General features: G+C 44.5%; 14 protein-coding genes and 2 riboswitches. Of the genes, 6 read left to right on the top strand and 8 right to left on the bottom strand.

The features are described from left to right. Positions 1 to 4: 4 nt before the first annotated feature. Positions 5 to 835: a phosphodiester glycosidase family protein gene (locus CIK80_RS12680; protein ID WP_095570264.1), complete on the top strand. Its 831-nt coding sequence runs from the start codon at positions 5 to 7 to the stop codon at positions 833 to 835. An 83-nt stretch (positions 836 to 918) separates the two neighbouring features. On the opposite strand, the gene CIK80_RS12675 is transcribed toward CIK80_RS12680, so the two are convergent. The 4 genes from CIK80_RS12675 to CIK80_RS12660 all read right to left on the bottom strand — a co-directional run bounded on the left by CIK80_RS12675 (position 919) and on the right by CIK80_RS12660 (position 4,550). Beyond that, positions 919 to 2,142 carry a VWA domain-containing protein gene (locus CIK80_RS12675; protein ID WP_095570263.1) on the bottom strand — a complete coding sequence of 408 codons (1,224 nt, stop codon included), beginning with the start codon at positions 2,140 to 2,142 and terminating at the stop codon, positions 919 to 921. 57 nt (positions 2,143 to 2,199) lie between these two features. Then, a complete protein-coding gene (locus CIK80_RS12670) occupies positions 2,200 to 3,048 on the bottom strand; it encodes a MoxR family ATPase (RefSeq protein ID WP_095570262.1) in 849 nt (282 codons plus the stop codon). 289 nt (positions 3,049 to 3,337) lie between these two features. Next, positions 3,338 to 3,970, bottom strand: a complete 633-nt coding sequence (locus CIK80_RS12665) for a hypothetical protein (protein ID WP_228139848.1) — start codon at positions 3,968 to 3,970, stop codon at positions 3,338 to 3,340. Positions 3,971 to 4,229: 259 nt separating this feature from the next. Next, complete coding sequence (locus CIK80_RS12660; RefSeq protein WP_062844934.1) at positions 4,230 to 4,550, bottom strand: YcgL domain-containing protein; 321 nt, start codon at positions 4,548 to 4,550, stop codon at positions 4,230 to 4,232. A 250-nt stretch (positions 4,551 to 4,800) separates the two neighbouring features. Beyond that, positions 4,801 to 4,938: riboswitch (glycine riboswitch) on the top strand. 56 nt (positions 4,939 to 4,994) lie between these two features. Next, a riboswitch (glycine riboswitch) is annotated at positions 4,995 to 5,152 on the top strand. 172 nt (positions 5,153 to 5,324) lie between these two features. Between CIK80_RS12660 and gcvT the strand changes: the two genes are divergently transcribed. The 5 genes from gcvT (at position 5,325) to CIK80_RS12635 (ending at position 11,848) form a co-directional block, all read left to right on the top strand. Beyond that, entirely contained in the window at positions 5,325 to 6,512 is a 1,188-nt protein-coding gene (gene gcvT, locus CIK80_RS12655) for a glycine cleavage system aminomethyltransferase GcvT (protein WP_095570261.1), read from the top strand. 83 nt (positions 6,513 to 6,595) lie between these two features. After that, positions 6,596 to 6,976 (top strand): glycine cleavage system protein GcvH, encoded by a 381-nt coding sequence (gcvH, locus tag CIK80_RS12650; RefSeq protein ID WP_062844936.1) that lies wholly within the window; start codon positions 6,596 to 6,598, stop codon positions 6,974 to 6,976. A gap of 288 nt (positions 6,977 to 7,264) precedes the next feature. Beyond that, a complete protein-coding gene (locus CIK80_RS12645) occupies positions 7,265 to 8,023 on the top strand; it encodes a nitroreductase family protein (protein ID WP_179288385.1) in 759 nt (252 codons plus the stop codon). A gap of 58 nt (positions 8,024 to 8,081) precedes the next feature. Then, positions 8,082 to 10,979, top strand: coding sequence for an aminomethyl-transferring glycine dehydrogenase (gcvP, locus tag CIK80_RS12640; protein ID WP_095570259.1), 2,898 nt, complete (start codon positions 8,082 to 8,084; stop codon positions 10,977 to 10,979). A gap of 179 nt (positions 10,980 to 11,158) precedes the next feature. After that, the gene (locus CIK80_RS12635) at positions 11,159 to 11,848 is read left to right on the top strand and encodes an alpha/beta fold hydrolase (protein WP_095570258.1); all 690 of its coding nucleotides are present in this window, start codon (positions 11,159 to 11,161) and stop codon (positions 11,846 to 11,848) included. Between the two features lie 15 nt (positions 11,849 to 11,863). Here the strand turns inward: CIK80_RS12635 and CIK80_RS12630 are convergent, their stop codons facing one another. The 4 genes from CIK80_RS12630 to CIK80_RS12615 all read right to left on the bottom strand — a co-directional run bounded on the left by CIK80_RS12630 (position 11,864) and on the right by CIK80_RS12615 (position 15,823). After that, the gene (locus CIK80_RS12630; RefSeq protein ID WP_095570257.1) at positions 11,864 to 13,162 is read right to left on the bottom strand and encodes an HRDC domain-containing protein; all 1,299 of its coding nucleotides are present in this window, start codon (positions 13,160 to 13,162) and stop codon (positions 11,864 to 11,866) included. A gap of 134 nt (positions 13,163 to 13,296) precedes the next feature. Next, the gene (gene recR, locus CIK80_RS12625; RefSeq protein ID WP_062844940.1) at positions 13,297 to 13,890 is read right to left on the bottom strand and encodes a recombination mediator RecR; all 594 of its coding nucleotides are present in this window, start codon (positions 13,888 to 13,890) and stop codon (positions 13,297 to 13,299) included. Positions 13,891 to 13,986: 96 nt separating this feature from the next. Then, on the bottom strand, positions 13,987 to 14,316 hold the full coding sequence (locus tag CIK80_RS12620; RefSeq protein ID WP_025651278.1) for a YbaB/EbfC family nucleoid-associated protein: 330 nt from the start codon (positions 14,314 to 14,316) through the stop codon (positions 13,987 to 13,989). A 232-nt stretch (positions 14,317 to 14,548) separates the two neighbouring features. Continuing rightward, a complete protein-coding gene (locus CIK80_RS12615) occupies positions 14,549 to 15,823 on the bottom strand; it encodes an O-succinylhomoserine sulfhydrylase (RefSeq protein WP_095570256.1) in 1,275 nt (424 codons plus the stop codon). Positions 15,824 to 15,977 lie beyond the last annotated feature (154 nt).

The raw sequence follows: 15,977 nt of genomic DNA, 5'->3' as shown, positions 1-15,977 counted from the left end.
ATTGATGCCAAGTTTCACCCTTACCTCATCTCGTTCTACTTTGTCTTTAGCTGTCATTGCTCTACTCTCATTTAGTATTAGTGCTTGCCAGCAGACAAGTACTGATGCCCCAAACAGTGATACAAAAAACTGGGCATGTGAGTCACAAGATACTCCTTTCGCCTATGACGCCTGTCATATACAAGCTGATGCTTTGACCAACGGCGATTACTCATTGCAGTTGTTTTGGCAGCAGCCAAATAGTAGCGAGCCTTTGCTTACTTTTGATACATTACTGACGACGTTATCCGCCGATCAAACGCTTAGCTTTGCTGCCAATGCAGGTATGTATAACGAACAATTTGCACCAATTGGCTATACTGTCATCGAAGGCGAAGAAAAACGTTCCTTAAACCTCAAAGAAGGCGGCGGCAATTTTCATCTATTGCCGAATGGTGTGCTGTGGTGGAACCAGTCTGGTGAAGTACACATTACGGAAAGCCAAGCCTTTGATAAGCAGCTTAAAAACGACGAAGCAAAACCTTGGTATGCAACGCAATCTGGCCCAATGCTGGTCATCAATGATGAAATACACCCACAATTTGATCCTAATAGCACCTCACTTAAAATTCGTAATGGTGTAGGCATTTGCAACGATGGCAGTATCCAATTCGTTAATACAAAAGCGCCTGTCACGTTTTATCAGTTTGCAACGCTATTCAAAGACGAGCTGCATTGCCCCAATGCCCTATTTTTAGATGGCGGTATTGCCTCAGCACTTTACGCGCCTAGTATTGATGAAGAGGACAAAAAAGAGATGGGTGTGATGATTGGGGTGGTAGCGCCTAAAGACTAATATCGTTTAAATTCAAGAAAAAAGCACTTAACATGATTTCTGTTAAGTGCTTTTTGTTGACTGGTGCAAACGTTTGAGTGGTGTTAGCGTGCCAAATAGTTGGTCATCTCTTCCACGCCATGCAATGTCATGGGATACATTTTGTTATCGAACAGTTTTTTAATCTCAACGATGGTTTGGGTATATTGCCAGTAGCTCGGGGTTTCAGGATTGAGCCATGCCACTTTATCAAAATGATCAAGTACACGCTTTAGCCAGACGATACCTGCTTCACGATTCATATACTCAACGCTACCACCCACCGTCATCAGCTCATAGGGTGACATCGAAGCATCACCAACGAAAATAACACGATACTCTCGGCCGTATTTATTGAATAGCTCGAAGGTCGGCATTGGTGCGCTGTGGCGACGATTATTATCCTTCCACACATAATCATACAGACAGTTGTGAAAGTAAAAAAACTCTAGGGTTTTAAATTCATTCTTCGCTGCAGAAAACAGCTTCTCAAGCGCCTCAACATGAATATCCATACTACCGCCCACATCGAACAACATCAGCACTTTAACGCGATTACGACGCTCGGCCTGCATGTGGATATCCAGCACACCTTTCTTGGCAGTGCGCTTAATAGTCTCATGAATATCCAATTCATCCGCGCTGCCTGTCCGCGCAAATTGACGCAGGTTGCGCAGTGCCATTTGAATCTGGCGCGTACCAAGCTGATTGTCATCATCAAGATTACGATATTTGCGCTGCTCCCACACCTTTGCTGCACTGCGTTTACGAGATTCACCGCCAACCCGTATACCTTCTGGATGATCTCCATAAGCGCCAAATGGTGACGTACCGCCTGTCCCCACCCATTTACTGCCACCTTGATGCCGCGCTTTTTGTTCTTTTAAACGCTCCTCAAGTGCTTTCATCAATTCTTCAAGCGAGCCGTATTTTTTCAGCAGTCTGCGCTGCTCTTCGGTTAGGTTTTTTGGGTCTAGCTTTAGATCCAGCCACTCTTTTGGGATGTCTGTCAGCTTGGCCAGCAGCGCATCCATATCAAGACTGTCTACTCCTTCAAAATAATCCGCCATTGCGAGATCAAATTTATCAAAATGACGCTCGTCTTTGACCATACACAGCCGAATCAGACGATACATGTCCTCACGGCTGGCAAAGGTAGACAATGCTGGATTTTCAGGATGTGGTTGCATCATCAATCCTTTATCTAAGGCGGCATTGAGATCCAGCAGCTCACGCGTACTGACAGGCACGCCGTAAGTACGTAGGGTATAAAATAACTTTATGAACATAAGCGACGCACCACTGATTGACGTAAAACAGAAAAAGCATTGAACACCTAGACGCGCTTAACGACGCATCATATTGGCAAAACGCTGTAATAAGCTCACATCGGCTTCGTTTTTGAGCAGCGCACCATACAGCGGCGGAATCGATTTTTCACCGCGTAGGTTTTCTTCTAGCTCTGCTTGTGCCATATCATCAGCAAGTAATAACGTTAACCAATCGACCAATTCTGAGGTTGAAGGCGGCTTTTTAAGACCTTGAATATTACGCAGCTTATAAAAAATATCCAATGCGTCATTCACCAGTTTTTCTTGTATATTGGGGAAATGCACCTCAACGATTTGGCGCATGGTTTGCTCTTCTGGAAAATCAATATAATGGAAAAAACAGCGGCGCAAAAACGCATCGGGCAGCTCTTTTTCGTTGTTTGATGTGATGATAACCACTGGGCGCTGCTCGGCAGTAATGGTTTCACCCGTCTCATAAACATAAAACGACATCTTATCAAGCTCATGGAGCAAGTCATTTGGAAACTCGATATCAGCTTTGTCAATCTCATCAATGAGTAGCACACTGCGCTCATTGCTGGTAAAGGCATCCCACAGCTTGCCGGGCTTGATATAATTGCCAATCTCATAAACCTTATCATCGCCCAACTGAGAATCACGCAAACGCGATACCGCATCATACTCGTATAAACCTTGCTCGGCTTTGGTCGTCGACTTGATGTGCCAAGTAATCAGGGGCATCCCTAAGCTCTCAGCCACTTCTTCTGCCAATAATGTCTTGCCCGTACCCGGCTCACCTTTGATGAGTAGAGGTTTTTGTAGCGTCATTGCTGCATTGACTGCCAATTGTAAGTCGTCTGTTGCGATATAATTTTGGGTGCCAGTAAAGGTTTGCTTGCTCATAATCAGATCTCGATTGTTGTTATAGATGAATTATTATGAATGTATGGTTATCAATAAATAGAACTAAAAATTTAATAATGAATAAAAGATAAATTAGATTAGCACAGCCTGACGTATTGCCAAAATACTCGTGCGTTCGCCTTTATGAACAATGATTATATACTTCTAACTACTTATATGATTGGTAACCATTCTGGCATAAAAAAAGACACGCATTGGTGTCTTTTAATTCAGGTATTCAGTAGCTCTTTAAGACGATAATCTTATATTAATACTTAGTCTACTTTTATTATTTATCAGACATATCGCTATCAGTTTTCTTATTTAATGTACTGTCTTTTTCTAGGTTTACGTTAGTATCGGACTGTTCGGTTACGATAGCGCCTTCTGTTAAATAATTACCTGTGGTCAATTGCATCGTCGCTTGCGTGTCTTCTGCCGTACGACTACGAGCTTTGTCCAAGCTTGATTCAAATGCTCCGCGAATCAATTGCCAAATAAAACCAACAAACAAGCCCACCACCAACACCACCAATATCGGCAGCATACTGGTGATCGCGCCCGTGGTGTCTTTCATCATAATGGCATAAACCACGCCAATACTGGCTGGCGCAATCACACTAGGATCACCGATCGCCGTACCGGGCGCTAACAATACCGCAAACAGCATCATCCAACTCATGCCACCCAATGGTCGTGGCAGCATACGAGCAACTAACAACCACAGTACCAACACGATAATGACACCGCCAAGATACGCATACATGGGTAAATCAGCGGGCGGTACGTCTTTTACCAGCTGTCCCCACCAAATAGTAATTTCGCCGAGAATATCACTGATGGCTTCTAATGGTAAGCTGTGTACGATATTTTTTAACCAGTCCATGCGCGTTTTATTACCTGCATTTATAAATGGTGCCACACGTTTTTGCGTTTAGCCGTCTATGATACCTTCTGCCGTACTATCGATAAATACTATTAGTAAATACCATCAGTAAGATCGAATATATCCCCAGCCTGCACCCTTAATAGAGCGCTAGTTTATCACGACTTTTGACCCAAATGCATGTGACCGTATGTTTCATAGACGTTTTCGCATCTACTTTTGGATAGTCTGCTTTTGAATGATCAGTTTAAGCCCAGGTTCAAAACGCTATCGCGGTAAACGTATGAAAACGCCATTAATCGTAAATATTATCTTGTGCTTCACGCGCCCGCAGCTCTGCTTGGCGACGCATCACGTCTTGTGGTGGCATCTGCACAAAATACCCTTGCGATTGTAATTTTGCTAATACTTCTTCTTTATTCACACGAGCAAGGGATGGCGTAGTCGCCAAATCCAAATGCATCACAAACTGGCTTCGCCCTAGGCTTGCACGGAAATCTTTTGGCAACACACCGAGCCAATCTTTTAGCTCTTCGGTATCGTCTGGATAATCAGGACGCGCAATGTAGACGTACATGTCATCGTGTTTAGAGAATTTATAAATATCGCAATGCATAAAAATGACCTATCAGAAACTATCGTCATAGGTTAGCATATTTTAGGCAGTTATCAGTAGTTGCTTTCGGTATTTGCGCAGCGATACATCACGCAAAACCCCTTTAAAATTGACAACTTGCAACGGTAAAAATATTTTTCTTGAGGGATGCATTTTGAAAAACAATCAGCATAAACATCAGTGTTTTCTAAAATTATCTATTTTAATGCTACAGATGGCTTGTAAAAGCGCTGTGAACCTTTCATAATAAAAGCGTTTTTCAGGAGAGCGTTATAGGCTCAGATTTTGTATCAAACCCTATTGGTGATACAAACTCACGACTGCCGTATAACCACCGAAGGCGCATCTACCCTGCCAATCGCTCAGGTAAAAGGACTGAAAAACACATGTCATTATTGTTTTGTGAAATGTCGCCAACCGCGCATCACACTTGCAAACAAAAGACATAACAAATCTGGAGAGTGGTAAGCGCCGACGACGCCTTACCCACCGAAGGGGAGAAAACGCGACATCCGCTTATTTGGGTTTAAGAAGCTCATGCTTCAAAACTGGCGATGATGGTTCGTGTTGAAAATCTCAGGTCACAGGACAGATAGGGCTTTTGCTTAAACCGACGTTCAGCGTCTGTTTGGCTCACGGCTTCATCTATATTTTCTGTACCACCCTTTGATGTGATATTTGCACCCTGCACTATTGCCTCTCACTACTATGATAATGCGCATCAGTCATTGTACTTATAATCGAGTATGACTGATGTACACATAAGGATTTGTTATGACCGATATTCAAAACGACAATTCTCAGAACGTTCAAGCTCAAGCACCACAACGCACTCCTCTTTATCAGTCTCACGTCAATAGTGAAGGCAAGATGGTGGATTTTTCTGGTTGGGAATTGCCTATCCATTATGGTTCACAGATTGAAGAGCACGACGCTGTCCGTACCGATGCTGGTATGTTTGATGTCTCCCATATGGTTGTCACCGATATCAAAGGCGCGAACACCAAAGCATGGTTACAAAAACTACTGGCTAATGACGTCGATAAATTAAAAACGACGGGGAAAGCGCTTTATTCTGGCATGCTCAATGAAGAAGGCGGTGTCATCGATGATTTGATCGTCTATCTGATGAATGATGATGCAACTGAATATCGTATTGTCTCAAATGCAGCAACGCGTGACAAAGACATGGCACAGTTCCATAAAGTCGCTGAAGGCTTCGACCTTACCATTACTGAGCGTCCAGAGCTTGCCATGCTCGCTGTGCAAGGACCAAATGCTATTGAAAAGCTATCACAAGCGAAACCGAGCTGGGCAGATACCTTGGCAGGACTGAAACCCTTTGTTGGTGCTGACTTGACAGACATCGAAGGCACTGATTGGTTCGTAGCACGTACAGGCTATACAGGCGAAGATGGCGTCGAAGTCATTATGCATGGCGATGATGCACCAGCGTTTTTTGAGCAATTAAAAGCCAATGGCATCAAACCTGCTGGTCTTGGTGCACGTGACACGTTACGTATGGAAGCAGGCATGAACCTATACGGTCATGATATGGATGAAACCATCAATCCTTATGAATGCAACATGGGTTGGACGCTTGCGCTAAAAGATGATCGTGATTTTGTGGGTCGCGCAGCACTGGTAAGCAAACGCAAGCAAGCAAAAGACGACAACACGGCGATGAAACAAGTTGGCTTGTTATTGACGACTCGTGGTGTATTACGTGAAGGCATGACAGTGACTATCAATCAAGGCACAGACAATGAACAGACCGGTATCATCACCAGCGGTACATTCTCTCCTAGTCTAAAAAACTCCATTGCTATTGCCCGTGTACCTGCCAGCGTATCGGATGACGATAGCGTGCAAGTCGATCTACGCGGCAAAGGCAAATTCGTTGATGTACGCGTTCTGAAGCTGCCGTTTGTTCGTAATGGCAAACAGCAATTTGACTCATAAGCATCATAAACTCTATTATTAGCCTGCATTAGCTAGTGTTCACTATTTTTGTTAATTAACCTCTATCATTTAGGAGAGAGACCATGAGCAATATCCCAGCAGAATTAAAGTATATCGCCAGCCACGAATGGCTACGCTTAGAAGACGACGGCACCATCACCGTTGGTATCACTGACCATGCTCAAGACTTGTTAGGTGACGTGGTATTTGTTGAATTACCAGACGTGGGTGACATCATCGCTGTTGATGATGAAATCTCAGTGGTCGAATCTGTAAAAGCAGCTTCTGACGTTTATGCACCCATTTCAGGTGAAGTGGTTGAGATCAACGAAGCCTTGGAAGATGATCCAGAAATCATCAACTCTGATCCATATGGTGCTGGTTGGTTCTTCAGAATCAAGCCTGACAACATCGCTGATTATGAAGCACTAATGACAGCAGATGAGTACGAAAACGAGCTGTAATATTCGCTTGGTTCGCTCATCTAAAAGCGGTACTGATCAAGTATCGCTTTTATCGAGCAAAAAATAGATTTTATCACTATCTCTTAAAATTATGGGTACTAGCATCAGCTGGTATCTGTACTGTTTTATTTAAAAAATGATTGCTCAACGTATTACTTTCAATAAATACCCCGTTTATTCGTATTAATCACTTGCCACACTATATGATTGCAGATTTGCAAAATGATTAAATAGCTGCAATCGATGATGACTCAAGTTGAGTACCCAATCCCCAGCATGGATCCTAATATGAACCCCAACACTGACCATAAAGACAGTATTGCTACCCCTAGCCACACCCCGCAATTACAAGCGTTTCGTGAAGTGGTTGAGTCGCGCCGTTCAGTACGTCGTTTTACGGACACGCCAATACCGGATGACGTATTAGCAGACTGTCTACGTCTGGCTATGCTAGCGCCAAACTCTAGCAACCTACAGCCATGGGAATTCTATGTTATTGATAGTGCTGATAGCCGTAAGCAGGCAGTAAAAAACTGCATGAATCAAAATGCCGCAAAAACCTCAGCTCGCCTCATCGCTGTCGTGGCTCGTACCGATATTTGGCACGATCATGCCAAGCAAATATTGCGTGAATATCCTGATAAACCTGTGCCAAAAAAGGTAAAAGACTACTATACCAAAGTGGTAGCGATGGATTTTTTACGAGGTCCAGCCAATGTCGTATCTGCCGCAAAATGGGGCGCAACTCAGGTTGTCAGACGCGTAAAAGGCCCCATCAAATCGCCTTATTATACATTTGAAGACACCAAAAACTGGGCAACCAACAATACAGCACTGGCGGCGCAAAACCTTATGTTAGCACTGCGCGCATATGGATTTGACAGCTGTGCTATGGGCGGCTTTGATGAGCCAGCCATGAAGCAGCTATTGGGTCTAAATGACGATCAACATATTATTATGATGATTGGTGCCGGCGAGCGTGCCGACAATGGTGTCTACAATACCCAATTTCGTTTTGATCAAGACCAATTCGTGCGCTATGTATAGTGTATGAGACCGTGATTTTTAGTTACTTTATTTATTACTCCCTTAACCAAGGACTGTCATGACTATCTCTCAAAACCCTACGTTTGATACCTTTCAAGGATTATTTAACGAAGCTGAATTTGTCTATCGCCACTTAGGCTCAAATGACACCAAACAAGCTGATTTGCTAAGCGCGGTTGGCTACAAGGATATGGAAAGCTTCATCAACGATACCGTCCCTGAGCCAGTGCGTTTGCATAAAGCGTTGGATTTGCCAGTGGCAATGAGTGAACATGCAGCGCTTGCCAAACTGCGGACGATGGCGGACGACATTACCGTTAATAAGAGCTATATCGGTCAAGGCTACTCACCTGTACGTATGCCTGCGGTCATTCAGCGCAACGTACTTGAAAATCCAGGCTGGTATACCGCTTATACCCCTTATCAAGCTGAAATCGCGCAAGGTCGCTTAGAAGCGCTGCTCAACTTCCAGCAAGTATGTATTGATTTGACGGGTCTTGAGATGGCTGGTGCATCCTTATTGGACGAAGCCACTGCGGCGGCAGAAGCCATGGCAATGTCAAAGCGTGTGAGCAAAAGCAAATCAACACAGTTTTTCGTTGATGAGCGTGTGTATCCGCAAACGCTAGATGTTATCAATACTCGCGCCAAGTACTTCGGTTGGGACGTGGTCGTTGGTGACTTTGAGACTGCCAAATCAGGTGATTATTTTGGCGCGCTATTCCAATATGTGGGCGCTGAAGGCGACGTGAAAGATCTAACAGACGTTATCGCAGCAGTCAAAGAAAACAAAACGTATGTCAGCGTCGTCAGTGACATCATGAGCTTGGTATTATTAAAATCACCAGCAGACATGGGCGCAGATGTGGCACTTGGTAGCACACAGCGTTTTGGTATTCCAATGGGCTTTGGTGGTCCACATGCCGCTTACTTTGCCTTCTCTGATAAAGCCAAGCGCTCTGCTCCTGGTCGTATCATTGGTGTCTCAAAAGACGCGCAAGGTAATACGGCGTTACGTATGGCACTACAAACTCGTGAACAGCATATTCGCCGCGAAAAAGCCAACTCAAACATCTGTACCTCGCAAGTATTACTTGCCAATTTAGCGGGTATGTATGCTGTGTATCATGGCCCAGAAGGCGTTAAGCGTATTGCGACTCGTATTCATGCGTTTGCCACGGCTTTTGCGACAGTTATCAAAGAAGCGAATGATAGCGGCCTCAATGTGGTACATGATCAGTTCTTTGACACGGTTGTTGTGGATTGCGGTTCAGAAAAGCTAGCCACACAAATTTTTGAAAATGCGGACAATCTTGGTTACAACTTATGGCGTTTGGGCGAGCAAAAATTGGCTCTCGCTTTCAGTGAAACCAGTGATCAGCAAGACTTTACAGTGCTAACTCAGTTATTTGTCAGTAAAGCCCATGATTTACCTGAAACAGCTAACGTGTCTCTTGATAGCGAACACCTACGCACTGACGATATCTTGACTCATCCAGTCTTTAACTCGCATCATACTGAGCATGAAATGCTGCGCTACTTAAAATCGCTTGAAGACAAAGATTTGGCGATGAATCGCAGTATGATTTCTTTGGGTAGCTGTACCATGAAGCTCAATGCGACCAGTGAGATGCTACCGATCACGTGGCCTGAATTTGCCAATGTGCATCCTTTTGCACCGCGCGATCAAGTCACTGGTTATATCGCAATGATTGATAGCTTACAAGACCAGCTAAAAGCCATTACTGGGTTTGACGATGTATCAATGCAACCTAACTCTGGTGCCTCTGGTGAGTATGCCGGTCTACTCGCGATTCGCCGTTATCATGAGTCATTGGGCGAAACCAACCGTGATGTTTGCTTGATTCCTATGTCAGCGCACGGCACTAACCCTGCTACTGCGATGATGATGGGCATGCAAGTGGTCGTGGTCAAAACCGATGATAATGGCAACGTTGACATCGAAGACTTAACCGCCAAATGTGAAGAGCACAGCGAGCGTTTGGGTGCATTAATGATCACTTATCCATCGACGCACGGCGTATTTGAAGAAGGCATCCGTCATATTTGCGACCTTATTCATAAACATGGTGGCCAAGTCTATATGGATGGTGCCAACATGAATGCTCAAGTCGGTATGATGCAACCTGCGGATGTCGGTGCAGACGTCCTACACATGAACTTGCACAAAACCTTCTGTATCCCGCATGGTGGCGGTGGTCCAGGTATGGGTCCTATCGGCATGAAAGCACACTTAGCGCCATTTATGGCCAACCATACGCTAAGCCCTGTTCATAACGCGCAAAAAGACTGCTCAGCGGTATCGGCTGCTCCTTATGGCTCAGCAAGCATTTTGCCTATCTCATGGATGTATATTGCCATGATGGGACGTGATGGCTTACTTAAAGCCACTGAGCTTGCCTTGCTAAATGCCAACTACGTGGCGGCTGAGTTAAAAGGTCACTACCCTGTCCTATATACCGGTAAAAACGGCCGCGTGGCTCACGAATGTATCATCGATATTCGTCCGTTAAAAGAAGAAACTGGCATTACCGAAAGCGATATCGCCAAGCGCTTGATGGATTATGGTTTCCACTCACCAACGATGAGTTTCCCAGTCGCAGGCACATTGATGATTGAGCCAACCGAGTCTGAGTCTAAAGAAGAGTTGGATCGCTTTATCAGCGCGTTAAAATCTATCAAAGCCGAAGCCATGAAAGCTAAAGCTGGCGAAGACAATTGGACGCTCGAAGACAATCCATTGGTCAATGCACCGCATACTGCCGCTATGATTACTAGCGAAGAGTGGACGCACCCGTACAGCCGTGAGACTGCTGCCTTCCCACTGCCTTACATCCGTGCCAACAAGTTCTGGCCGAGTGTGGCACGCGTTGATGATGCGTATGGCGATAAAAACCTTATGTGTTCTTGCCCAAGTATCGAAAACTATATGTAATCATCGTTTTCATTATTTGCACATTTTTTGTCTAAAAAACCGCCAAGTCAGTTACTGATTTGGCGGTTTTGTTTTGCAGGTCTTTTCTATTTATTAAAGAAACCATATCTTTAGTATTTAAATATAGTATCAGAGTCCAATATAATAGCGATACGCCTTCAGTTAATCTGGAAAACACCATGCCACAAAAAAACCGCGTTATTCTAATACATGGTCTACATCAAACGGCTTGGATTATGAAAAAACTTGCTAGACGTTTGCAGTCTGAAGGGTTTGATACTTATCAATACGGCTACCGAAGTCTGCGTGATGGTATCAAGGTAAACAGTGCACGACTTAATGAATGGTTAGAGCAAAATCATCATCCTGACGAGGCGATAGATTTGGTTGGGCATAGTTTGGGCGGTTTGATTATTAGGGATTTTGTCGCACACTACTCTAAGTGGCAAATTGGACATTGCGTCACGCTAGGGACACCGCATGTGGGTAGCGTTTGTGCCGATTATATTTGGCGATTAACACCTTTCATGGTAGGACGCTCATACATTGACGCGTTAGATGGTACTGTAGCGCCTTTACCTGATCATATCACGCTTGGTGTGATTGCTGGCAACCACCCTTACGGTTTAGGGCAAGTGTTTTTACACTATCACAATCGTAAACTACGTAAACAAGGCACATCCTTGCTATCTGATGCTTGCGCTCATGACGGCACCGTCTATGTCTCTGAAACCAAAGTTGAAGGCGCAAGCGATCATATCGTCTTACCAGTGTCACATACTGGTATGCTGGTTAACCAGCAAGTGGCTGAACAGACCTGCTGTTTTTTAGAGCATGGCCAATTCAACCATGAATTGCTTAATGAATAGATATCATACAACTCTTTAAACTCGAATACCCATGCCTTGCTGCAATTCGGTCTTATGCTTTTCAATAACCGGAATCAACGTATTCACTACCCAATCATGACGCCAGCCCTTTAACCCTTGCGGCAACTCGCTTATGTCTTGGTCAAAAGCAATCACTTCATACAACTGACTGAGCCACTTTTTACGCATCAATACATTCGCAGGAATTTTAAGGGATTTGGCATGTTCATCAATGGCGTGTTGCACGGCTTTTGAAAGGGCTTTGTTTTTTGAGCGATAAGGTGGCAATAAACAAGCTGGATGCTCAGCAGGTGGTAGACTTCTCGCCTCTCTTACTATCTTGAGCAACTCTTCGCCATATAGTCGCAGCATACTGCGGTGCATCGTGGTTTTATGCGCAAGCTCTCGCATACTGTTTGGCTTTTCCGTGACAATCTCACGCACCGCTTGTTTTTTTATAACAAAAGTACGTGGCTGATTGGTCGAGCGTGCCAGTCCCTCTCGCCAAGTAGCAATCGCTTTTAGGATGGCCATCTGCTCTGAGGTATAACGATAATCTGCCATCGTCAGATACATGGCCTCGTCTTCAACACGCTGTGCCTCATATAAGTCACTGGCATAAAGTTGACAGTCAGCCCACACATAATCATAAAGACCTTGCGCTTTTAACTTGTCCTCAATCTGCAAATACAGTGCTGGCAAAAACCGCACATCATCAATAGCATACTGTTCTTGCTCGTCAGACAATGGGCGCTGCAACCAATCTGATTGACTTTGTTCTTTATCGATATGTATCTCTAACTGATCCGCCAACGCTTGCTGATAGCCCATTTGCAATTGACCCGTCAAATAAGACAGCGCAATCTGCGTATCAAAAATATTGGTCAATGGTGGACAACCAGACAAAAGGTAAAAAATACCCAAGTCTTCACCGCACGCATGCCAAATAGCGACGTCGACGTCACTTAGTGCTTGCCAAAGCTCAGCCAATTGTAGCTGCGGTGCATCCAGCAAATAGATATGATCGCCCGTATTTAACTGCACCAATGCCAAGCGTGGGTAATAGGTATCACGCTTAATAAACTCTGTATCGAGCGCCACACGGCCACAAGTAGCCAATGCTTCGATGACCTCATCCAACTGATGCTGCTCATGCACCCAAGTGACGACTGCATTATTAGCGGTCTCTAACAATGTATCGATGTCTATGCCTGAGGATGAAGATACTGAATGGTTCGCTAAAGCATCCTCAGTCGCGAGATCATCGGTAGCACTTTGTTGAGGGTTTGAAACGTTCACAGCATGATTGGACACGGGCAGATACCTGCATAAATAAAAGAAAATAAAACACTCAATAGTATTTTAATAAAATGGGATAAAAAATGATGTCATTATAACGGTAGTGAGCTATAAAATAAGCCTGATTTATTTTATAGCTCACTTAGGCTTTATAAAAAGGAGCGGTTCTGCATGGCTTGACCAAGCGTCATGCTATCCAAGTATTCAAGCTCACCACCCATCGGCACGCCTTGTGCTAAGCGAGTGATCTTATTGACGTGGCGTCCGACAGCTTCGCTGATGAAATGCGCCGTGGTTTGTCCTTCGACAGTGGTGCCCGTTGCCAATATCAGCTCTTCAACTGGTTCTTGCTTGACGCGCCAAACCAATTGATCAATATTTAAGTCATCCGCACTAATGCCATCGATGGGTGATAAATGACCGCCCAACACAAAATAGCGACCACGATAGCCTGCGGTTTGCTCAATTGCCATGACATCGGCTGCCGTTTCGACCACGCACAACAAACCATCATCACGTCTAGGGTCTTGACAGAGTGGACACACCGCTTCATCGCTAAAACTATGACAACGCTGACATTCTACAATGTCACGCATCGCCTCGTCCAAGGCCTGGGCCAGTGCCATCCCTTGGGGGCGTTTTTTGGTGAGCAAATGCAGCGCCATACGTTGGGCACTCTTTTGACCCACACCTGGTAATACACGTAGCTGTTTGACCAGCAAATCAAATTTGGCTGTCAGCAAAGTTACTTCCTTTATTTATAAACCATAGCTATAAAAATGGGGTCGTATCGTGTCGATAACAACCCCATTTTGTCTTTAGCATGAAGTATTTAATGCTTAAAACATGCCTTGCATACCTGGTGGCAAACCCATACCTGAGGTCGCGCCTGCCATGGTTTCTTCGTATAGCTCATCCGCTTGACGAACTGCATCATTGATAGCGGCCGCAATCAAATCTTCGATCATATCTGGCTCATCTTCTAGCAAGCTTGGGTCAATGGTCAAACGCTTAACCACATGACGACCAGTCATAGTGACTTTGACCAGACCACTGCCTGCTTCTGCTTGTACTTCTTTGTTGGCCAGCTCTTTTTTGGCATTTTCAACGTTGGCTTCTACTTTCTTTTGCATCGTTTGGGCTTGTTGCATCAATGCTTGGATGTTCATAATTGCCTCTTTCTTTTATAGTAATAAATAATGAGTAATATCGTCGGTTCAATATAAAAAACACAGTGGGACTCGCGCAAATTTTTTGTTGCCTTTGTTTGTCGTCTCCATCAGCGAAGACACAGCAAGCGAAAAATCATCTCAGTCACACAATACAATGCTCGATATGTATTTTGTTTAATATTGACTATAACGTAACGTGCATGCGCTGACAGTGATTATACCGTTATCTTTATAAACTGTCTAAACCACGTGCCAAATCTTTGATAATATCTTCTACATCTTCTAAACCGACTGACAGACGAATCAAGCCATCGTTGACGCCAGCTTCTGCACGTTCTTGCGCTGTGAGGCGAAAGTGCGTGGTCGTCGCCGGATGTGTGATTGTGGTTTTGGCATCGCCCAAATTATTGGTGATAGAAACCATTTGTGTGGAATCAATCACATGCCAAGCGGCGGCTTTCGCATCGTGGTCATCTGACGCCTTAACTTCAAACCCCATGATAGCACCATAGCCATCTTTCATATGGTGTTGACGGGTTGCCAGCTCATGTGCTGGATGATCGCTAAGACCAGAAAAATGCACTTTACTGACATTGGGATGATCGACCAAAAACGCTGCTACTTGATTGGCATTGTGACAATGTGCCTGCATACGCAATTTTAGTGTCTCAAGACCTTTGGTAAAGACCCAAGCATTAAATGGACTCATGCTAATACCGCCTGAGCGTACCACCGTAAACGCTTCTTGCATCAATTTGTCGCTACCAACCAAAGCGCCGCCAAGCACGCGACCTTGTCCATCCAAATATTTGGTTGCAGAATGAATAACCACATCAGCACCCAAATCTAGAGGACACTGCAATGCTGGTGTGGCAAAGCAGTTATCCACGACCAATAATATGTTATTGGCTTTGCATAGCTCGCTCAAATAACCAAGATCACAAATTTGCGCCAGCGGATTACTTGGGCTTTCACAATAAATCACTTTGGTGTTTGGCTGGACGGCCTTTGCCCACGCGTCATTATCGAAGCAATCGACATAGCTGACCTCAACCCCGTATTTGACCATATAATTGTTAAACAGCCCGATAGATGAGCCAAAGAGCTGATTGGCGGCCAACAAATGATCGCCCGCTTTTAGGTAGGCTAAGCACATGGTTAAAATCGCACCCATGCCCGATGCGGTTGCTACGGCTCGCTCACCATTTTCGAGCGCAGCCAAACGCCGCTCAAAGGTACGAACGCTTGGATTGGTATGACGTGAATAGACGTTGCCCGTTTTGGTACCATCAAAGTGTGCTGCTGCATCAGCCGCGGATTGATAGACATAAGAGCTGGTGGTAAAAATAGGTTCTGAGTGTTCGCCTTCATCCGTGCGATGTTGCCCTGCTCGTACAGCAATGGTTTGCATGCCATAATCAAGCCCTAAATCTAAGGCATCATTGCGCCAGTTTGGATCTAATGGGTTCACATTGCTCTCATCATAGGTTTGCGACTGACTCATAAATATTCCATTGCTTTGATTGGTATTGATTTGATTAATATTAAAAAGACTGTTTATTTTTTGATTATTGCCCAACGTACCAGCATTATCATATCATGTTGACTTATTCTAAATAGCAAGCTCGTAAATGAGTGGATGAATCTTATAAAAATAA

The sequence above is a fragment of the Psychrobacter sp. JB193 genome, assembly GCF_002285555.1.
GTDB lineage: Bacteria > Pseudomonadota > Gammaproteobacteria > Pseudomonadales > Moraxellaceae > Psychrobacter > Psychrobacter alimentarius.
This window is presented reverse-complemented; position numbering and strand designations above follow the sequence as displayed.